The following is a 20458-nucleotide window of genomic DNA, read 5'->3' as shown; positions in this document are numbered from 1 at the left end:
CAAGCGAATCGGGCTCCCGTTTCCAAAGAATTCGCTTGCAAGCAAGCCTCCCACAGCGGCCCTGTAGCGACCTCTGACTAAATCCCGGGCATGGGTTGAAACCCTGGCAGCGCTTTGACTCGCTCCATCCAGGCGTTCACATGACGATAGGGACGCGGGTCCACGCCCCCTTCCCAGGCCACCGCCAGGTAAGGAAACACCGCGCATTCGGCGATGGTGGGCCGGCCGGCGGCGAGCCATTGATGCGTCGCCAAATGCTTATCCAGCAATTCCAGAATCCGCTCGCTGCGTTCCAGCGCCAACGCCTTGTCCAGGGCATAACCGAATTTGTCGACCAGGCGCGCGGCATTGGGGCCATGCTGTATTTCATTGGCGGCCACCGACAGCCATTGCATCACCTCCCCCTGAAGGTGCGCCTCCCCTGGCCACCACGCCTCGCCGCCATAGCGCCCGGCCAGATACACCAATATCGCCTGGGAATCCCGTAACACCAACTTGCCGTCCTCGAGGATGGGCAATTCTCCCCAGGGATTCAGCGCGGCAAGACGCTCTCCTTTATGTTCGCCGGCGAGAAAATCCACCGCTTCGATCTCCAGCGGCAACCCCGCCAGCGCGGCGAACAAACGCACTTTATAGCAATTGCCCGAAGGCTCCAGATCATACAGCTTCATCATTGCTCTCCTATCGAGGAATCAGTCCTGCTCGGGAATCAGTTGATTGAATTCGAGAACGTTGCCGTCGGGATCGCGGATAAACAGCGCCACCCGGCGCGGACCGATCCGTTTCGGCCCTTCGGTAATGACGATGGCTTCCCGTTCCAACCAGGCCCGTAGCGCCGCCAGATCGGCCACCAGGAACGCCGGGTGCGTCATACCGGGCAGTTTCACCGGCTCATCCAGCAACACATTGCGACCACCTGGCCGACGGGCACCATTGAAAATCAGATTAATCCGCACCCCGGCGGCGGTAACCATTTCGTTGGCTTCGGCGCCGGGGAAATGATGGGTTTGCCGGAATCCCAAGCGCTCATAAAAGCGCAGGGACCGACGCCGGTCGGTGACTCGAATGCCCACGTGGTCATAACCGGTCACCATCACCGGACAGTCTTGCGACGTTGCCGGCTTCTCCATCCACATAGCCCAAAACCTCCACTTTCGGCCTATTGATTGGCCACCGATGCTGACCTAGTTTGGATGAATGAAAAATGGTCCCGGATGCAGAACAGTATTACGCGCGGCGCACAAATCGCCTCGTTCGGAGAGCCCGGAGAGCCCGGAGAGCCCGGAGAGCCCGGAGAGCCCGGAGAGCAAAGCATGGACAAACTGAAAGCGATGGCCACCTTCGTACGTATCGTCGACAGCGGCAGTCTCAGCGCGGCGGCGGATGCACAAGGGCAATCCCCGGCTTCGGTGGTGCGCAGTCTGGCGGCGTTGGAACGGTCCCTGAATGTCCGTCTCCTGAATCGCACTACCCGTCAGCTGTCTCTCACCGAGGAAGGACGAGACTATCTGACGCGCTGTCGTCGCATTCTGGCCGACGTCACCGAAGCGGAAAGCGTCCTGCAAGAGCGCCAGCGCGGCCCTTCCGGTACCGTCGGCATCACCGCTCCGGAGACCTTTGGCCGCTATCACGTGGCGCCCCTGGTAAACCGCTTTCTCAGCGACCACCCCGCCATGCGCGTCAATCTGGTACTGGAAGACAAAGTGGTGAACCTGGTTGAAGCGGGCCTGGATCTGGCGATCCGTATCGGACATCCACGGGACTCGTCCCTGGTCGTGCGCCCTCTCGGGCAAATGTCGACGGTGGTATGCGCCAGCCCGGAATATCTGGCCAGCAAGGGGGAACCCGCGATGCCCCGGGAACTGGAAAGTCGTCCCTGTGTCCTGTTCGCCCCTCAAGGACCACTATGGGGCTTTCACGGCGATACGGTGCGAATTGATCCCACCCTGGTTACCAACCAGATTGAAAGCGCCCGGCAAGCCTGCATCGCCGGCCTCGGCTTCGGGCGTTTCTATCACTATCAAGTGCGGGAAGCCCTGGCGGACGGCACTCTGGTCAAAGTGCTGGAGGCCTTCGAGCCGGATCCGATTCCCGTGCTGCTGACCTACCCGCACTCACAACTGCTGTCACGCCGGGTGCGCTATGTGATCGATTGGCTGGCACCACGCATCACACCCCGGCTGGCCGCATGATCATCTGCCATTCGCTGCTAAAGCAGCTTCCCACGAAAGAAACTACGAAGCCGCTGTGGGAAGCGAGTTCACTCGCGAATAACCGTTGTCAGCAATAGCCAAGCAACAGTGCCCCGTCAGGACGGTTGCGCCCAGCCATGCAGCCGGGCCAGATCCGCCTCGCGGCGACGCTTGGCGCGATACTGCTGTACCGCCAGCCAGACATGGACCGGCAACAGCACGGCGGCCAGCAGTATCCACACCGTCAACAGCAGTGAACGCCAGGGCCACTCCAGTTGGCGGGTGACATCCACCACCAGTATCGGCGCGCCCGAATCATCCTCGCCGCGATGGACCACCATCCCCTTCGCCGAAAAGGGCTCCGCGCTGCCCGGCGCGGTCAGGTCGACGAAACGCCGCCACAACTCGATATCCGTCATCGATGCCGGCGTCAGCGCCGGGTCACCCATCATGTGCACCAGCACACCACCTTTTTCGTTGTCATGGATCTCGCGGCCAAGGTCCGGCACCGCCTGCTCCGCCCGTTCCCGCCCCACCGCGCGTAAACGACGTTTCACCAGGCCAAGCTCGGATTGGCCAATCACCGCCTGCAAAGGTTTGTCGCCCTCATAGCCCATCACCTCCTCGCGCAAGGCGTCCCAATCGGTGGGCTGCTCTGGCAAGGAGACGCGGAGATGTTCCACGACGGTGTCGCGAAGATAGGCACAGGCGTGCTGTTGTCGCGTCCCGCAGGCATTTTCCACCAATTCAATCAGCGCCCGTGGATTTTCCACCAGTAACGGCGCCTGGCGCGGATCCCGACCGTACAGCTTCACCATCATTTCCACATAGGGATCACGGCGTGTTTTCACTACCTCGTCGGAGAACAGCTCGGCGGTGAGCTCATCGATTTCCACTCGGGGTAGCGCGGAGGTATCACCTCCCCAGCGAATCCAGTCACAGTGTACTCCGGGGTGCCGCCAATCCCCCATCGACGCGCGCACCTGGCACCGGCCCGAGCCGGACAGGTCCACCATGCTGCCCGCCCCCGGCGGCGACGCCAACAATGCCGACACCTCCCGCGCCTCGAGATAACGCCCCCCGGACACCGCGTTCCAGGTCAGCATGCCATCGGCCCAGGGCGCCCGTGACAACAACAGCGCCGCCAACAATCCAATACCCGCCACCAACGCCATGGTGAAATGCCGCCCCCAATAGGCCAACGGAAAGCGACGAATTTCCTCATCAAGAGACAACTGGCGGTTGTAATTGACCACCGAGTAATCGTCCACGCGCAGATCCATCTCCAAGCGCTGGCCGTCCTCATAGTCCACGTGGGAACGCCAGTGTTCCGGCAGGCTGAAGCTCAGCTTGTCGCCCAGGGTAGCGGCCACGGTCACCGTGTTACTGCCTTCGTCGAACAGTAGTGGCGTCAGGTTCAGCGTACCGGTAACCGTATTCACCTTTTGCGCGGGACCGGGGCGCCAGCGGCGCCAGAACAGCCACAACGCCAAGACCGCCAACAGCACGGCGGCGCCACTCCACAATGACATCGCCAACATACTGGTCCGGGCGGTGGCGATACCCAGGCCGATGAACGCCAGCATCAGTAACAGTCCCGGCAAAAGCCCCACGCCCCGGCCGCCACGGGCCTCGATCTCCGCCACGGTCTCGTCCCGCTGGGCGTAAATATCCACCCGGCGTTTGCGCGCCGCCGCCTCCTCGTCTTTCTCCTGGTCCCGATCCGGATCCTCGTCCCGATCGGTATCACTGTCGATGAACACGTCCTGCAAGGCACCGCGGGCCCCATCCTGCCATTGCTGATCAGCGGCATCCCGGCGTTGGTCCCGTTCCTGGGCACCGGGTAAATCGAATTCCTGATTCAATCCGACCACCACCGCCATCTTGCCGGCGAACACTACTTCGGCGCGGTTATGCTCGGCCAGGAACAGGTCGGCGTCGTAAGGCAGGAACACCTCCACACCGCCAATGGTGTCGTGCCAGGTGCTGGTCCCGTTGGATTCGATACCATGACGGGAATACGCGCCTTCCAGCGGAAACACCTCGTCGCTTTCCACCGTCAGCGGACGCTTCGGTTTGGCCGGATCGTGAATGGGCGGCAACGCCCGCCGCTCCTCCTCGCTCAGTCGGCGAATCGAGCCGCCCTGCTCGCGCATCGCCGCCAGCGCCTTCTTGCTCTGGCGACGGCGGGATGAATAGCCCACCAGGCTACTGACGGTGAGGCCCAGCACCACCAGAATGAACAGCAGTTTCAACAATCCCAATAATTCCAAGGCCTTATCCTCCTTGATAAAAGTGGTGCGTATGCTACAGCATTCTCCCTGGTACGAAAAATCAACACCTCATTCTGGAATCCACTCTTGCGGATCTGAATGCCGACAAGCCTCTGCAAACCCACGAACCGCCACAAGTCGGCCCGCTGCATGGCTGGTATATTCCCGCCAGAGACGGGGAAGAATCCGCGCCCCAGGCCTTTCACGATTAGCCGCGGGGATTCCCAAGCGGGAAAATCGAATGGCAAAGCCGCACCTATGTGGCACTGCTTCACCCCAATGGTAGCGAGCACGTGGTGCTGGCACTGGATATCACGGAACTGGAAACACAGCAAAATCATGGCGCCCTGCTCAGCACGGTGACCGACACCATCAGCTTATTGTTGGCGATTCTGTTGGTACGCTCACTGGCCCGGCGCCTCTCCGCGCCGGTCAAGGACATTGCCAAACGCCTGGCGTCCCTGGATGCGAGAGAGGCCGCCGCGCGCCTGCCAATCAACTACAAGAAATTGAAACTCATCACATCGCCGTGGCGGCCAATGGCCCCCTGGATCGGGTAGACAAATTCGGTGCGATCCGCATGAGCTTCTGCCCGCCCTGGTCCGCGATCATCAACACCTGGTGTCGAACAAACCGGTGGCTTTCGAACTCGCTCCCTTGCCCGCCATCGTCTTGAACGCCCCCGCCGCCATGCTGCATATCACCGTGAGCAACCTGCTCCGCAATGCCGCCGAGAACACTCACCAAGGATCCATCGGAATTGATGTGACGACCGATGAAGGCGTACTGCTACACGTCACCGATACCGGAGCAGGCTTCGACCTGGAACAGGTTGCCCGGGACTACACCCGGAGTCTGCGCGCCCCCCTGCTCCGGGAACAGGCCCCGGGCTCGGCTTGTTTCTGAGCCTGCGGATCTGTGAATATTTTGGCTGGACGCTGGATTTTGAATCGACACCGGAAGCCGGCACCCGGGCCATTCTGAACCTGACCGCCAGCGTTATCCCGTCACCTCGTCTTTAGTCGTGTCAGACTGTTCGCCGGCAAGCCGGTCTCCCACAACCCCACAACGGAGACACGAAGCCGCTGTGGGAGACCGGCTTGCCGGCGAACGCATTTGCCATATCAACATCCGATGACTGATCGGTTTCATGTGCTTGACAGCGGCGGCAAGGAGCGCCTATAACGTGACAAACAGGCGGCGCCCATCAACGGCGATGCGGTTACGCCAACCAGATTGCACAATGCCAACAGAGCAAATGGGCTCTTCCGGGACTTGTCCCGGAAGAGCCTTTTTTTTGGTTCGTCATCCGTGACGGCCACTCCATTTGCCCTAATGAAAACGACAACAAGAGGTACGAGTTATGCGTCATGGAGATATCTCCAGCAGCAACGACACCGTCGGCGTGGCGGTGGTCAACTACAAGATGCCGCGCCTGCACACCAAGGCCGAGGTTCTTGAAAATGCCCAGCGGATCGCCGACATGATCGTGGGCATGAAACAAGGTTTACCTGGTATGGATCTGGTGATCTTCCCTGAATACAGTCTGCAGGGGATCATGTACGATCAGGCCGAAATGATGGAAACCGCCGCCACCGTGCCCGGTGAGGAAACGGAAATTTTCTCGCGTGCCTGTCGCAAGGCCAACACCTGGGGAGTGTTCTCGGTCACCGGAGAGCGCCACGAGGAACATCCCCGCAAATCCCCCTACAACACCCTGATCCTGATCGACAACAAGGGCGAAATCGTCCAGAAGTACCGCAAGGTCATTCCCTGGTGTCCAATCGAAGGTTGGTATCCTGGTGGTCAGACCTACGTCAGCGACGGCCCCAAGGGCATGAAGATCAGTCTGATTATTTGCGACGATGGGAACTACCCGGAAATCTGGCGGGATTGCGCCATGAAAGGCGCCGAGCTGATCATTCGTTGCCAGGGCTACATGTACCCGGCCAAGGAACAGCAGGTACTGATGTCCAAAGCCATGGCCTGGGCCAACAATTGCTACGTGGCGGTGGCCAACGCCGCCGGTTTCGACGGTGTCTATTCCTACTTTGGCCATTCCGCGCTGATCGGTTTCGACGGCCGAACGCTGGGCGAATGCGGCGAGGAGGAAATGGGCATTCAGTTCGCCCAGCTGTCGCTGTCACAAATCCGCGATGCCCGCGCCAACGACCAATCCCAGAATCATCTGTTCAAGATTCTGCATCGGGGTTATAGCGGCATGCACGCCTCCGGCGACGGCGACAAGGGCCTGGCGGAATGTCCGTTTGAGTTCTACAAGACCTGGGTCAACGACGCGGAAAAAGCGCGCGAGAACGTGGAAAGGATCACCCGTTCCAGCGCGGGCGTGGCGCAATGCCCGGTGGGGAATGTGCCCTACGAGGGCCTGGAAAAAGAGGCTTGAGACGCGGCGGCGTGTCACCCGGCACGCCGCCTTCCCCTCGGACCGCTCTTATTTCCGGACAGTTTTTCCGCGCAACAGGGACACGCCATGCCCTTTCTCAACGACATGATCGACCAAAATCAGAGGCAACGGGATCAGCGTCAGGCTCTGAATCACGAAAACACGGCGACGCACGACGTCGTACAAGCCCATTTGCGCCACCATACCGCTCTGCAGAGCCGCTATCGCTTCGATGTCCGCGCCATCATGGAAACCCTGCGCGATGAAATCCTCGGGCAGGACCCGGCCCTGCAAGCGGTGGAAGACATCCTCAAGGTGGTGCGCGCCGACCTCACCGATCCTCGCCGGCCATTGTTCACCGCTTTGTTCCTGGGGCCCACCGGGGTTGGTAAAACCGAGATCGTGCGCGCTCTGGCGCGCACCCTGCATGGGGATGCCGACGCCTTCTGCCGGGTGGACATGAATACCCTGTCCCAGGAGCATTATGCCGCCGCGCTGACCGGTGCTCCGCCGGGCTATGTAGGTGCCAAGGAAGGCACCACTCTGCTCGACCAGGACAAACTGGAAGGCACCCAGGGCCGCCCCGGCATCGTATTGTTCGATGAACTGGAGAAGGCCAGCAAAGAAGTAATCCAGGCGCTGCTGAACGTCTTCGACAACGGCATACTGACCGTGGCGTCAGGCGAACGGACCTACAGCTTTCGTAATACGCTGATCTTCATGACCAGCAATCTTGGCGCCCGGGATATTCAGCGGTACGACGAACGGCGCGCCCGCTTTCCCGGTCGCCTGCTGTCGCATGGCCATGCCCGCCGTCATCACCACATCGACAAACTGGTGCGCGAAAAACTGCTCAAGGCGTTCTCACCGGAGTTCGTCAACCGCATCGACACCACCATTACCTTCAACTGGATCGAGCAGGACATCGTCGAGCAATTGGTGGCACTTGAGATCCGCCGCCTCAATCAGCGTCTGATCAAGCACCATTGCCGCCTGGACGTGGAACCGGAGGTGGTGTCGTACCTGGCACGGCAGGGGTTCGACCGCCAGTTTGGCGCCCGCTCCCTGCGCCGTGGCGTCCGCCGGCATCTGGAAGTGCCTTTGGCGGAGTATCTTCTTCGTCACCATCAGCCCTGCGACAATGGCGATACCCCAACGGTGTATTGGGCCCGGCTGGAACACCAGAACGTCATTTTCCTGCCACGGTGATATCGGGCTCATAACAATAACAGGAGACCTGTCATGCCCCACCATCCGGACCGCCCCACTCTCGGTCTGTTGTTCTCCGCCACCGGTGTCACCGCCGACATCGAGCGCTCCCAACGCTATGGCGCACTGCTCGCCATCGAACAAGCCAACCGCGAAGGGGGCGTGAACGGATACGCTATCGAGTCGGTCAGCCATGATCCCGGCGGCGATCCGGACCGTTACCGGTTATGCGCCGAGGACTTTATTCGCAATCAAGGCGTCAAGTTACTGGTGGGATGTTACATGTCTCACACCCGCAAGGCGGTGATGCCAGTGATCGAGCGGGCCGACGCCCTGCTCTGCTACCCGACCCCCTATGAAGGCTTCGAATACTCCCCGAATATTTTCTATGGCGGTCCGGCGCCAAACCAGAACAGCGCGCCCCTGGCCGCCTATCTGATCAATCATTACGGCGAGCGGGTGGTGTTCATCGGCTCGGACTACATTTATCCACGGGAAAGCAACCACGTCATGCGCCATCTCTATCGGCAGCATGGCGGCAGCGTGGTGGAGGAGATCTACATTCCGCTCTATCCGTCCGACGATGAGGTCAATCATGCGGTGGAGCGGATCATCAAAGCTCAGGCCGATGTGGTGTTTTCCACCGTGGTGGGCACCGGCACGGCGGAGCTTTACCGTGCCTTTGCCCGCCACTACAGCACCTCGGCGCGCCCGCCCATCGCCAGCCTCACCACCAGCGAGGCGGAAGTGAAGGAGATGGGCAACGACGCCGCCGAGGGCCATGTCGTTGTCGCCCCGTATTTTTCCAGCATCGACACCCCTGCCAGCCGCGCCTTCGTCGACGCCTGTCACGACTTTTTCCCCGACGATGTCACCATCACTGCCTGGGCCGAGGCGGCCTATTGCCAAACCCTGATGCTGGCCCGGGCGATGCGGGCCGCCGGCAGCTGGTACGTGGAGGATGTGCGGCGTCAGCTCTATCAACTGGAGCTGGACGCGCCACAGGGGCCGATCCGTATCGAAAGGCAGAACAATCATACCCATCTGACTTCGCGGATCGCCGAGATCGACGCCCGGGGTGCTTTCCAGGTCAAGTGGCAGTCCCCGCAACCGATCCGACCAGACCCTTACGTGGTGGTACACAACCTGGACGACTGGTCCGCCAGTATGGGCCGGGAGGAGCGCCGATGACCACCCCGACCAGCGCCGCCGCCATTCTCAATACGCTTCGGGACCTGCGGGTCCTGGTGATCAACCCGCCCGGAGACATCAGTGACGCTCTGGTACTGCAGCTGATCCGTATCGGTTGTTCCGTGCGTCACTTCTGGCCACCACCGGAAAAATGCGAGGTGGCGGTGGATGTTATTTTCACCGGTATCTTCCAAAGCCGTCACCACGAGGAAATCAGCGGCCTGGTGACCGCCGGTGATCCGCGCACCACCGTGGTCGCCCTGGTGGAATACGAAAGCCCGGCCGTTCTGTCGCAGATCCTGGAACTGGGCTGTCATGGTGTCATCACCCAACCCCTGGACAGCCATAAAGTGCTTCCAGTGTTGGTCTCCGCTCGCCGCAACAGCGAGGAAACAGCAAAACTGAAACAAAAGAACGCCCAGCTCCAGGACCGGATCGGGAATCAGACGGACATTAACCGCGCCAAGGTGCGATTAATGAAGCAACACAACTGGGAGGAAGAGCAGGCCCACACCTTTCTCTCCCGGGAAGCCATGAAGAAGCGGAAATCCATTCTCGAAATCGCCAGGGAGATCTTGCAACAGCAACCGGGACGGTAAAGAGCCGGCCCTGAATCATGCCAATAACAACAAGGAGCACACATCATGATACTCGGACTCACCCTGCTGTATGTCGGCGCCGTGCTGTTTCTCAACAGCATCTGGCTGATGAACAAAATCAGCGGCCGCGAGGTTGCCGTCATCAACCTTTTCGTCGGTGCACTGAGCCTGTGCATCGCTCTATTCCTGATTCTCGCCGAACCCTCGGGCCCGTTGTCGATCAAGGCCGGCGCATTCACCCTGCTGTTCGCCTTCACCTACCTGTGGGTCGCCGCCAACCAGTTTCTCAATGTGGATGGCAAGGGGCTGGGCTGGTTCTGTCTTTTCGTCAGCCTCACCGCCGGCATTATCGCGATCCAGTCACTGGCGAACATCGGTGACGATTTCGGCCTATGGAATACCTTCAACTGGATAGCCTGGACCGTGCTGTGGTTCAGCTTCTTTCTGCTGCTGGGGCTGTCGCGAAATATCCAAAAGCCGGTCGCATGGCTCACTCTGTTATGCGCCGTATTCACCGGCTGGATACCGGGATTGTTGCTGCTTGAACAAGTCGTGCAGGCCTGATCGGTCGGCATACACACCCGGCACTTGCCTCTCTACCCCTGCTGTAGAAGCCTGCCTTGCAGGCGAATGGGACAACATCGGAGGATCGGGATTCGCCAGCAAGCTGGCTTCCACAGATTTACGCTACGAAGCCGCTGTGGGAAGCCTGCTTGCAAGCGAAGGGCCGCCCCGACTGGCTCCTACAGAAGAGCATTCGAAAACCCGAGCCTTCTATTGATTATTCGGATGCTTAAAGCACTCCCACTCATCACCGTCGAAGCGAAGCAGCATCACAATGCTCCCAACCCGCATCCACCCTCCTGTAGACCTGGCCGCCATGACCGCAAACATACAGGTGTTTTCCCAGCTTACGGATTCTGTTCACCGGACCGTAATTCGGACCACCTTCCTTGTCGCCAGCGTCGTTGATCACTTCAACAGTGACGCCATCCCGGCTATAGCATCCACGAAGAACAGGTCCACCCGGCGATCATAGGGAACTCTGGAAGCCCGCACCGGGCCGATACAAGCCGCCACCTCATCAGGCTTCATTCCTGGGGTCAATCCAAAAGGCGGTTCCTCAGGGAATGCACGGAAGCCATCAACGCCACGGAGATAAAAAGTCGATGTGGCCGCCACCAACCCACCTTGAATACCATGTTCATCAAACAACTGCTCGTATTGCCCGGTCTCGACAAAAGTCAGAGAGCAGCCATAACGCCAATACTCAACGTTCCAGGCCGCCTCCCGATCATCCGCGACATCCGGCCAGTTAGCCAACGAGGCCTCCGCGAATGCCTTCCTGACTTCGTCATCCTTGTTGCCCTTCCCCAATGCCGAGAGCATTAACTGGTCTAGATTTTCGGTAGCCACCGGAGACACTCCCGCATCAGGCGGATCAGACTTCAACAGGCATGAACCTGACGAAGATGATCTCCCTGCTCTTGATATCAAGCTTGATGTTGACGGTGATGTTCGGGACGAGACCATCGTAGGTCAAAAAGAAACCACCGAAAAACTCCCCGCTATAGTCAGGCTCTCCCAACAGAGAAACAATGCCCCCCCCCCCGTCATATCCATTCGCAAGCCCAGCGGCAAATCACTGGTAAAAGGCCCGATATCGTCCTCGTACTTCGGATTCTGTGCTGTGACATCCTCCAGAAACAGCAGACCTTCACTGTGTGGTTTGCCATAAGTCTCGGCATAGGAGGAGGTGAACTGCAAAACGACCGTGCCGTTATCGGCCAGCAGCTCCGCGGAAGGCAGGTCCTTGGCTGTCAGCCTTTGCTCGATGCCCGACCCGATCAGAAAATCATCGAGTTCCGGATAGCTTGAGGCATGCCCGATAAAATCAATGGCCCTTCTGATATCCACACTCATAAAAGGCTGACCATGAAGGATTAACAATCAACCAGCGAAGGTGCATGAGTAATCAAGCTCGATGGCGAACCTAACCTTCTTCCTCAAGCTCAGTGATGACCATTTCCAAAAGATAAGTACCGAAATCGCTGGCAACCTTTTCCTGGGCCACCGATTCGGGAGCTCCCAGGCGTACCACGAGGACCGGACCTTCTCCATTCCCGTCTTCGCGACAATCAATGCACATCACCCCTCCCATCCCATCTTCGCCAATGGCCAGAAAGTGGGCAGGCAATCCCTGTGTGGCCCTTAGATGAAGGGTGTACCAAACGCCGTCAGGAATCGAGGAGTTCTCAAAGTCATCATCAATCACTCCATAGATCTCCACCGCACCGAAATTACCGGCCCCCAGCTACAGAGTAAAACGTCGATAAGAAGGAGGGAACACCTGCCCCAAAGCCTTTTCAGCGAGCTCAATCAACCTTTCTTCAGGTGGCCCGACAAAGGTTCCAACATCAGGATTCTTTTGAATTAGCGCTATGGCTTCGTTGCACTCTTTCATTCAAGACAAACCATCTTGATCCCATAAAAACAGGAAAATATTGATTTACTGTATCAAAACCGAGCTTACTGGTTGTTCGGATGTTCAAAGCACTCCCACTCATTACCGTCGAAGCGAAGCAGTTTTTTCGGCGAAAGAGCCCAAAGAACACCATCTTTGGCTTCAATATCGGAGACGTCTCTCAAATTCAGTTTATCACTGATATCCAGGCGTTCCGGCTTCTGATTCCGCATGGAATAAATGCCGTCGTCAGCGGAAAGGTAAACGGCGCCCTCATAGGAAGTAATGGACAAAAAATCCCATTCCGATGTTTTTCGGGCAACAACGTTGAAACCCTGCCGCGCATTGCCCCGCAGCACCGTCCCCGCACTCCCCGCGATCCACAGCTCCGAAGGCGATACGACATGAATACAATTCAGGTGGGAACCGGTAACACGATCCAACTGGTTCCAGACCTTGCCATCGTAGTGAGCCATAAAGCCATCACTACCGACGACATACAGGTCATCCTCATTCGGGCCGTTGATATCATAAAGCGCGATTTCATGATCCATTGCATCGATCATGCTCTGGATCATTTTTTTCCGCTCTTCTTCCGTTATTCCCGAAGAGTTCTGAACGGAAGCAGGAGCCTGCAGCAGACCAGCATCACAATGCTCCCACCCCGTATCCACATTTCTGTAGACCTGGCCGCCATGACCGCAAACATACAGGTGTTTGCCCAGCTTACGGATTCTGTTCACCGGACCGTAATTCGGGCCGCCGTCCTTATCGCCGGCGTCGTCGATCACTTCAACGGTGACGCCATCCCGGCTGTAGCATTCGACTTCGCCGTCGATACTAAGTGCATAGGCCTTTCGTGTTTCGTTGGCCCTTGGCTCTGGGAAACACGTTGAGACCACCTCCCAGCCCGGCAGCTCATGATAGAACCATTTCTCTTCCGTCTGATCCTGGTAAATAAACATCACGGAATAAGGAGTATCTTCCGACTCGGCCCAGACGTCCGGGGAAGAAGCGATGTAAAACATATCCCGATTTATTGCGCAACCATTTACGAATGTAATCGGTGAACCTTTCGTGTTTGACATAGTATTGCCTTCTCTAGAATTCCCCGGGGCCTTCACTACCCAAGTCGCCAAACGACAGCTCACGCGTCAGTTTGCCGCTCTTATTAGCCCTGACCTTGAAATCCGGCCCCATTCCCTTCGCCTGATGGTAAGCGCGTAACTGAGCCGCGAGGCTGGATGTCTTGCAACCGGTGACCGAAGCCGCGGCTTTAGCCCCCGCCATCTCTAAAGCAAGCAGGCTGGCCGTTCCCGGAGGGGAACCAAGTGCACCGATTCCAGGCTCATACTTTTGATCGTATAGCCGGTGCACTCGGGTATGCTGGCTTCTAGTCAGGCAAATCACAAGGCCCTCTGGCTCGGATAAACCACCAGGGATCTGACGTCTTCCAGCGCCTTTACGAGCTCCAAGTCTGAACGCTCGATCGGGAACGACGTGATGTCCAATCTTACTTTCCGCCTTACACGTGTCGGGCCGGTAAGGCCTGAGAACACATTTCCCCCGCCCCTTGGTTTTAGCGCCATCGCCTTTTCCATCTTTACCGCCGCCGCCCGTTGAAGGCTCATCCGCCCTTTTTGCCCCCTGCTCCGTCGCTTCCCTGGCCCCCTTGCCCGCACCTTCCAGGGCGTCCGCTCCTTTGCGCACACCCTTGGCGGCTGTGGCACCCCAACCGGCGAAGGGAATCATGGCGGCTGCGGACAGGGCGGCGCCGGCGTAGTCGCCGCGTGCCAGGCTGACCAGGGCATTGATCCCGTCGGCCACCTCTCCGACCACAGGAATCAAGCCTGCGCCATCAAGGACCAACTGGGTGCCATCCAGAATGCCTTCACCGTTCCGGGACCAGAACCCATCCTCTTCTTCGGTTTCCGATTCCACCGGAGGGTTGGCCTCGCTGGCCGGTCCCGGAGTGGCGCCGGTTTCGCCAACCACTCGCCCTATGGTGTTACCACCGCCGTGGCTCTGAATGGAGCGGTTCTGGCGGCCAATGGACGCTTGCTCTTCCTCCTCGTCCGGCGGTTCGAACTCCGGCAGATCCAGTTCCGGGTGAGCCTCCCGATAGGCGGCGTAGTCATCGTAGCTGAGCAGTTCCCGGGACAGCGGCGTTTCGATGGTCTCATCCGCCGGGAACACCTCCATGAGAACCCCCTCGGTTCTGGGGTCCACATGCAGCCAATCGCCGTTCGGCAGTTCCCTGCCCCCGTAGATCGTGATCGGGGGGAGTACGATGACGTCATCCATCTCCGGCATCCTTTCCCATAATCGCTCCGGTCCCGCTGCTTAGCGGCCCCGCACCTTGACGATGATGACGTCCGCCACCCGCCAGCGACCGTCTTTGTCCAAGGCAATCGGCGCATGGAAAAAACGCATCAACGGCGCCCGCGGCATCTGCTGCCGTTCGAACACCGGCTTCCCGGAAATTTCCGTGAGGCGCCAGCCTCCTATCCTGGCCACGCCGTCTTCACTGATCATGGGCGCGGAATGGTCGCGCAGCTCGCCGATCAGGAAGCCGTAGTCCTGCTCCGGCTTTTTTTCGGACAAGACTTCAATCAGGTTTGCTTTGAGCGCTTCCAGATCCGCCATGGTGAGCGGGTGGACGCCATCGGCGGTATTCACTTCGATGCTGCTCATGGTGGTATCCATTGGCGGGGGCTGCCCGCTGTTATTTCCGTTATTGTTTCCAACGCAGGCCTGAGTCAGGGCCGTCAGGCACAAGAGACCCAACAAAAACCAGCAACGCTCCATGTCCCTGAGCATATTCATTCCTCCTCAGGCGGGGTGTCGCCTTCACCCGGGCACTTCCATACCGAGCGGGGCACTTTTCTTTTACGTGCCGTCTCCTCCTGCCCCGCTATGCGGTCTCCTTTCTCCGGTGGTCGGGTATTGCCATCGCTCAGTTGCACGTCACCGGAAGCGGTCACTCCCACCGGAAAGGGGGCGTTTGGAACCGCCGGGATAGGATAAGTCTCTTGTACGAACCGTTCGATGTCATCCCGGTTCGGCACGAGCGCGCCATCCGCATTGGTGGTCCTGAACTCGAACCCGTCGATACTCGGGGCTGCCATCCCCCGTTCAATGGTCCACGCCTCGGTTCTGTAGTAAGCGTCTTCCTCCATCGCCTGCCGGCTCATGGACGGGTCCTGATGTTTGTGTATCAGCTCGTGATAAGCGGTGGTTGCGGCGGCCTGCGCGGAACCGGTAGCCAGCATCAATAAAGAATCGCCGCCCCAGGAGCCGCCGCCAGGAAAGCGGTCAACAATCCATTGGCTGCCGTCGTAGATAAGGTCGTCATAGTAGATATCGTCGGCAATGTAGACATCGGTCTCGGCCAGATCGTCCACCACGTCCTTATCCTTGGGGCATAACACTTTCAATAGCTCGGCGATGGTCCAGTTGCCACCATGGCTGCCGTTCATCCAGAATTCGTCGTCATGGCGAACAATCGGCTTGCCCTGTACAAAGACGCTGCTGCTGCGTCCCTTGGGCCAGCTCGCCGCCCCCACCGTACCACTCTTCACCCCCTTGGCACTGCCGGCGGCATCCCCCAGGGTTTTGGGCACCAGACTGGCGTCGAACAGCACCAATTCATGGCCGTTGGCACGCACCGTGGCCGCGGTCTTGCCGCTCTGTGCCAGCTCGGCGGTAACCGGGTACGGCACCGGCGGCGTGCTACTGCCCATCGGCGTCTTGCAAACATCCGGGGCCAGGCTGACCACCTTCCAGCCACCTTGCTTGCGGGCAATGTAATCATCCGCCATCCGTGGTTTCCTCCACTTCAAGCCTGGTCTGATCCACCTTTACCAATGGCGCTTCCGGATCGGTCTCAAACCGGGCTTCGATGGCACGTACCGGCGTCCCTTGGGGAATCGAAATCCGATGCGTCACATGCAGCTCCATGGTGTCGGTATCGACGATCAGGGTGTCGGTCAGCAGCGGCATCGGCACCATGGCGCCGTTCTCCATGCGCAGCAAAACAAAGGGCTTGTGTTGCGGCAGCTCGGTTCGCAGATAACCGCGCGGTGTTTGCGACGGGTCGGTCAGATGCCACAACTCAAGACGCGTTCCCGGCAACGGATACTCGATCTGTTGATCCACCGGCGCGCCATTCCAATAGGCGAAATCGAAGTTCTCCGGCAAACCCGGCCAGCGCTGTTGCAGCCAGTCATCGTCGTAAGTCCCGGCATGAGCCAGCCGTGGCGCCCAGGCGCGGCCGACAATGCCAAATCCCGCCGGCGTGGCACCATATTCAGCAGCCAGATCCGCCATTGCCCGGGCATCCTGTTCACCGTCCGGATGACGGCCCCGCACCAGCTCACGGCATGGCTGTTGCGGGTTTTCAATTCGTGGCGCCGGCAGCCGGGTCAGCGGTTGACCGGCTTTGTTCGCCAGGCGGCGATGACGGCGCTCGATCCAGCCGCGGCCCAAAGGGTTACTGAAACAGACTTCGTTAAGCCAATGAGACGGCGCGGACGGATCGCCGGCATGGCCGGGATTGGCGACTTCACTACGCCCACCAAAGGCATATTCCCAGCGCAACGGCACCGTCCGCGCACGGGCCGGGCGGGACAGCCACCAGCGTCCCCAGCGGCGTTTGAAATAACGCTCCCCGGTGACTTGGAGCACCTTGTCCATCAGCACGCGGGCGGTGGGCGCCTGTAATCGAGTCCGCTCCGCCTGCTGAAGCTCAAGCTGCCACTGATCCCGCTGTTTTTCCGACAACGGCATACGGGGATTCAGCGGCCGCGGCGGCGGTGTCTGTATCTCCGCGGGAGCCACCGGCAGACTCAGTTTGAAGCGCACCCGCCATGATCGGGATGGCTTGCCCCCGGGCGCGTGAGCCTGCCCTCTGAGCAGGACATCGCACTTGGGTTTGTATGGCGCCAGATCGCTTTCCTCGAAAGCACTGGAGTGCCCCGGCTCTCCGTAGTAACGGTCTTCCATACACAACGGCAGCGGCTCATCGTCCACCACCCGGGCATGAAACACGCCGGCCTCGTTGTCGTCGGGTACAAGACGGTAGCCCACTTTCATCGCGATAATTCGATGCTCGGCGCCGGCCGGATCCAGACCACCGTAGCAAAGCGCATCGAAAGGCGTGAGGTTGCGGAATTCCATCATCACCTAGTTGATATCCACGTCCTTGCCGATGATGTGAACCGGCCCGCTGGCACCGAATTCAAACTGCACGCCATTGATGCGCACGGTGCCATCGGACTTCATCACCAGCGAGGACTTGCCGACGGTGATGGCCAGCTCATCCCGCGCATTGATGGTGAAACGCTTGCCCACCAGAACCGATTTATTGATCCCCACCTGCTCCGACTGGGACAACCCCACGGTGGTGTTCATGGCCGCGCCCACGGAAACCTGATAAGCACCGCCGATGGTCAGCGCCTTGGCCAGGGCCACGGTTTCCGCCTTGGCCTGTTTGATCAATTCGGTCTGGTTGCCGCCGATCACCACATTCTCATTGCCGCCCACGTCCTCGGTGCGATTGGCACCGATGGAAATGGTCTCGTTCTGGTCCACCCTTTCGGTGCGGTTGTTGTGCACCGTGATGGTTTCATCGCGATCCACGGTTTCGGTGCGGTCGCGTTTGATGTGGCTGGTTTCATCACGGTCGATGGTTTTGACGCGATCCTGGCCGACCCAGTGGGTCTCGTCATTCTCGACCTCAATATCCTGGTTCTTTTCCGCGTGGATCCAGAGCTGCTCCTCGCCCTTCTTGTCCTCGAAGCGGATGGCGTTGGCGTTGTCATAACCGCCGCCCTGGCTGGAACGGGTCAGGATCCCGGTCTGGGTTTTGTTGGCGGGCAGATCCCACGGCGGCATATTGGCCTGGTTATAGACCCGGCCGGTGATGATCGGCTTATCCGGGTCACCGTCCAGAAACTGGACCAGCACTTCCTGACCAATGCGCGGCACCGCCATGAAACCAAAGCGCTCACCGGCCCAGTTAGAGGCCACCCGGACCCAACAGGAACTGGCCTCATTACTCTGGCCCTCGCGGTCGAAATGAAACTGCAGCCGCACCCGCCCATACTCGTCGCAATAAATCTCCTCGCCACTGGGGCCGACCACGGTGGCGGTCATCAGCCCGTACAGTTTGGGCTGCTGGCTGTTGAAGCCGCGCCCGGGTCGCCAGGGCACTTTCTTGCGCAGACACTGAAAGCGGTTTTCGTAATGGGAAGCCGACTCCTTGCCGAGGTAATTGTTGCGCGCCTGATGGTGCGCCTCCACCACCAGGAACTGGTGGTCGCTCTCCTCCTCCACATCATGATCGAAATGATCCACCAGTCCGAACCAGCGGCCCGGCTGCAACCGGCTGCAATCCCCCTCACCCTGGAACACCTTGGCGTGGGCCTCGATTTCCTCCATGCGGCGGCGGCTCTGCATTTCTCCGCTCTCCCGGGCCTTGAAACCGTAGGCGCCGGCGTACTCGTAAACCTCCAGGTCCGGCACCATGCCCTGCTCATTGACGGTGGCGGCGCTGGCCATCTGCGGTTGCGGATTCTTGAAGTTGAAGCTGGAAGCGCTGTAAGCGGTGGACGCCAAACGGCGATGGGCGAACCACTCACTGATGGCATCGCTGACCCGGCTGCCTCCTTCCTTGTGATAACGCACCCGTTGTGAGCCATCGACGGGTTCCGAGGTGGCCGAGTCATCACTGAGCACCAGCGTATGGCCGTCGGCCCGATGCTCGTACCAGTAATACCAACCCCGCTCTTCCCAACGACGATGCAGATAGTTGTAGTCGGATTCATCCCACTGCATGGCGAAGGTTAACGCGGCATCGTCTTCCGGTTTGATAAAATGAGTACGATAGTCCCGCAACGGGTAATCCGCGAAGACCTCCGCGGTCTGATCCGCCACGGTCTGGTTCTGGAACAGGTAATTATCCTTACGCAACTTCAGGAAACTGAGCCACGGCCCCAGCTGTATTTCATAGGTGGCGTAGCCGCCATCGGTACCGCGCCGGGAAAACTCGAAAACATAACCATTAAAATAGCGAAGAGAGCCATCCTTGCGCACCAGTTCCAGCGTCACCATGCGACCAATGAAACTTTTGGCATTCAGATGGGCATCGTCGGATATCAACGTGACCGTATAACTGAAATCCCGGCACAAGCCTTCCACCGCATCCAACTGCTCCGGCAGCAGTACCGCATCCGGTCCGTCGTCATGGGGAAACTTCAGTCGCAGCAGGCGATTGTGCTGCTCGTTGATCAAGGAACGAAAAGCTTGCACAAGCATGCTCATAACGCCGCTCTACGATATTGGGAAAGGAGGCAATCGGAAGAAATGCGCGGAAAGATCACAGATGAAACGCTCCCTGTTGATAACGTCATTCCCATATCCGTAATAGGAATCTCTCAGCCCGTCTTTTTCTTTTATACCATCAAGTTTGTCAACCAACTAACCCCAACGAACAGACTTTTATGAAGCGGTTATAACGGATCGCAAAACGCCATGATCCCATCCGTTGAAGACAGCTCGATGACAGTAAGGAAAGCGAATCGTATCAAAGCGATAACGCCAGCTCTTCGGCATGGAATGAGGAAGCTTTTCGGTACGGAAACAAAACATTTTCATATTCTCAGCAGACTTCAAGAGGATATTCTTCGCCACACAAGTGACATTCTCCGATCTGTTTTTGTGATGATGGTCACGCTTTCCAAGCGCCGTCTCCCAAACCAGATCACGAAGCCGCCGTGGAAGCTTGCTTGCAAGCGGATTGCCAACGGCCCGAAGGAGCATTCGCGGCCAAGGCCGCTTCCCACAGCAACAAACCACGAAGCCGCCGTGGGAGACTTGCTTGCAAGCGGATTGCCAACGACCCGAAGGAGCATTCGCGGCCAAGGCCGCTTCCCACAGCAACAAACCACGAAGCCGCCGTGGGAAGCTTGCTTGCAAGCGAATTGCCAACGGCCTGGAGGAGCATTCGCGGCCAAGACCGCTTCCCACAGCAACGAACCACGAAGCCACTGTGGGAGACTTGCTCGCAAGCGAATTGCCAACGACCCGAAGGAGCATTCGCGGCCAAGGCCGCTTCCCACAGCAAC

20 protein-coding genes are annotated in these 20458 nt (G+C 59.0%); 8 read left to right on the top strand and 12 right to left on the bottom strand.

What is annotated here, in order from left to right; translation table 11 throughout:
• Positions 1-77 precede the first annotated feature (77 nt).
• Together E0L37_RS19750 and E0L37_RS19745 are read right to left on the bottom strand one after the other, a co-directional pair.
• The gene (locus tag E0L37_RS19750; RefSeq protein WP_201303834.1) at positions 78-674 is read right to left on the bottom strand and encodes a glutathione S-transferase family protein; all 597 of its coding nucleotides are present in this window, start codon (positions 672-674) and stop codon (positions 78-80) included.
• Positions 675-692: 18 nt separating this feature from the next.
• Positions 693-1136 carry a VOC family protein gene (locus E0L37_RS19745; RefSeq protein WP_201303833.1) on the bottom strand — a complete coding sequence of 148 codons (444 nt, stop codon included), beginning with the start codon at positions 1134-1136 and terminating at the stop codon, positions 693-695.
• A 177-nt stretch (positions 1137-1313) separates the two neighbouring features.
• On the opposite strand from E0L37_RS19745, the gene E0L37_RS19740 reads away from it, so the two are divergent.
• Positions 1314-2192, top strand: a complete 879-nt coding sequence (locus tag E0L37_RS19740; RefSeq protein ID WP_133493365.1) for a LysR family transcriptional regulator — start codon at positions 1314-1316, stop codon at positions 2190-2192.
• Between the two features lie 116 nt (positions 2193-2308).
• Here the strand turns inward: E0L37_RS19740 and E0L37_RS19735 are convergent, their stop codons facing one another.
• Positions 2309-4465 (bottom strand): IgaA/UmoB family intracellular growth attenuator, encoded by a 2157-nt coding sequence (locus tag E0L37_RS19735; protein WP_166643105.1) that lies wholly within the window; start codon positions 4463-4465, stop codon positions 2309-2311.
• 260 nt (positions 4466-4725) lie between these two features.
• Here E0L37_RS19735 and E0L37_RS19730 point away from each other — a divergent pair, with 260 nt between their 5' ends.
• The 7 genes from E0L37_RS19730 to E0L37_RS19700 all read left to right on the top strand — a co-directional run bounded on the left by E0L37_RS19730 (position 4726) and on the right by E0L37_RS19700 (position 10432).
• The gene (locus E0L37_RS19730) at positions 4726-5025 is read left to right on the top strand and encodes a hypothetical protein (protein ID WP_133493363.1); all 300 of its coding nucleotides are present in this window, start codon (positions 4726-4728) and stop codon (positions 5023-5025) included.
• Between the two features lie 76 nt (positions 5026-5101).
• Positions 5102-5371, top strand: coding sequence for an ATP-binding protein (locus tag E0L37_RS19725; protein WP_205655659.1), 270 nt, complete (start codon positions 5102-5104; stop codon positions 5369-5371).
• 457 nt (positions 5372-5828) lie between these two features.
• On the top strand, positions 5829-6869 hold the full coding sequence (locus E0L37_RS19720) for an aliphatic amidase (protein ID WP_133493362.1): 1041 nt from the start codon (positions 5829-5831) through the stop codon (positions 6867-6869).
• A gap of 87 nt (positions 6870-6956) precedes the next feature.
• Positions 6957-8078, top strand: a complete 1122-nt coding sequence (locus E0L37_RS19715) for an AAA family ATPase (protein WP_133493361.1) — start codon at positions 6957-6959, stop codon at positions 8076-8078.
• Between the two features lie 33 nt (positions 8079-8111).
• Positions 8112-9269 (top strand): aliphatic amidase expression-regulating protein AmiC, encoded by a 1158-nt coding sequence (amiC, locus tag E0L37_RS19710; protein ID WP_133493360.1) that lies wholly within the window; start codon positions 8112-8114, stop codon positions 9267-9269.
• The gene (locus E0L37_RS19705; protein WP_133493359.1) at positions 9266-9868 is read left to right on the top strand and encodes an ANTAR domain-containing response regulator; all 603 of its coding nucleotides are present in this window, start codon (positions 9266-9268) and stop codon (positions 9866-9868) included. Before amiC ends, E0L37_RS19705 begins: the two co-directional genes overlap by 4 nt.
• A gap of 45 nt (positions 9869-9913) precedes the next feature.
• Positions 9914-10432: an AmiS/UreI family transporter gene (locus tag E0L37_RS19700; protein WP_133493358.1), complete on the top strand. Its 519-nt coding sequence runs from the start codon at positions 9914-9916 to the stop codon at positions 10430-10432.
• A 408-nt stretch (positions 10433-10840) separates the two neighbouring features.
• Here E0L37_RS19700 and E0L37_RS19695 read toward each other — a convergent pair whose 3' ends face one another.
• The 9 genes from E0L37_RS19695 to E0L37_RS19655 form a co-directional block, all read right to left on the bottom strand.
• The gene (locus E0L37_RS19695) at positions 10841-11284 is read right to left on the bottom strand and encodes a hypothetical protein (protein WP_133493357.1); all 444 of its coding nucleotides are present in this window, start codon (positions 11282-11284) and stop codon (positions 10841-10843) included.
• A gap of 123 nt (positions 11285-11407) precedes the next feature.
• Entirely contained in the window at positions 11408-11791 is a 384-nt protein-coding gene (locus E0L37_RS19690; RefSeq protein ID WP_133493356.1) for a hypothetical protein, read from the bottom strand.
• A 70-nt stretch (positions 11792-11861) separates the two neighbouring features.
• Positions 11862-12182 (bottom strand): SMI1/KNR4 family protein, encoded by a 321-nt coding sequence (locus E0L37_RS19685; protein WP_133493355.1) that lies wholly within the window; start codon positions 12180-12182, stop codon positions 11862-11864.
• A 215-nt stretch (positions 12183-12397) separates the two neighbouring features.
• On the bottom strand, positions 12398-13360 hold the full coding sequence (locus tag E0L37_RS19680) for a hypothetical protein (protein ID WP_133493354.1): 963 nt from the start codon (positions 13358-13360) through the stop codon (positions 12398-12400).
• Between the two features lie 73 nt (positions 13361-13433).
• Positions 13434-14636 carry a hypothetical protein gene (locus tag E0L37_RS21705; protein WP_205655658.1) on the bottom strand — a complete coding sequence of 401 codons (1203 nt, stop codon included), beginning with the start codon at positions 14634-14636 and terminating at the stop codon, positions 13434-13436.
• 39 nt (positions 14637-14675) lie between these two features.
• Positions 14676-15026, bottom strand: a complete 351-nt coding sequence (locus E0L37_RS19670; RefSeq protein WP_133493353.1) for a hypothetical protein — start codon at positions 15024-15026, stop codon at positions 14676-14678.
• Positions 15027-15154: 128 nt separating this feature from the next.
• Entirely contained in the window at positions 15155-16153 is a 999-nt protein-coding gene (locus E0L37_RS19665) for a DUF4150 domain-containing protein (protein WP_133493352.1), read from the bottom strand.
• The gene (locus E0L37_RS19660) at positions 16143-17513 is read right to left on the bottom strand and encodes a DUF2169 domain-containing protein (protein ID WP_240687518.1); all 1371 of its coding nucleotides are present in this window, start codon (positions 17511-17513) and stop codon (positions 16143-16145) included. The genes E0L37_RS19665 and E0L37_RS19660 overlap by 11 nt, the downstream gene beginning before the upstream one ends.
• A gap of 3 nt (positions 17514-17516) precedes the next feature.
• Positions 17517-19649: a type VI secretion system Vgr family protein gene (locus tag E0L37_RS19655; RefSeq protein ID WP_240687517.1), complete on the bottom strand. Its 2133-nt coding sequence runs from the start codon at positions 19647-19649 to the stop codon at positions 17517-17519.
• Positions 19650-20458 lie beyond the last annotated feature (809 nt).

It is taken from the genome of Alcanivorax sp. 24 (assembly GCF_004360225.1).
Classification (GTDB): domain Bacteria; phylum Pseudomonadota; class Gammaproteobacteria; order Pseudomonadales; family Alcanivoracaceae; genus Alloalcanivorax; species Alloalcanivorax xiamenensis.
The sequence above is the reverse complement of the archived record's forward strand: the minus strand, read 5'-3'. Positions and strand labels throughout refer to the sequence as shown.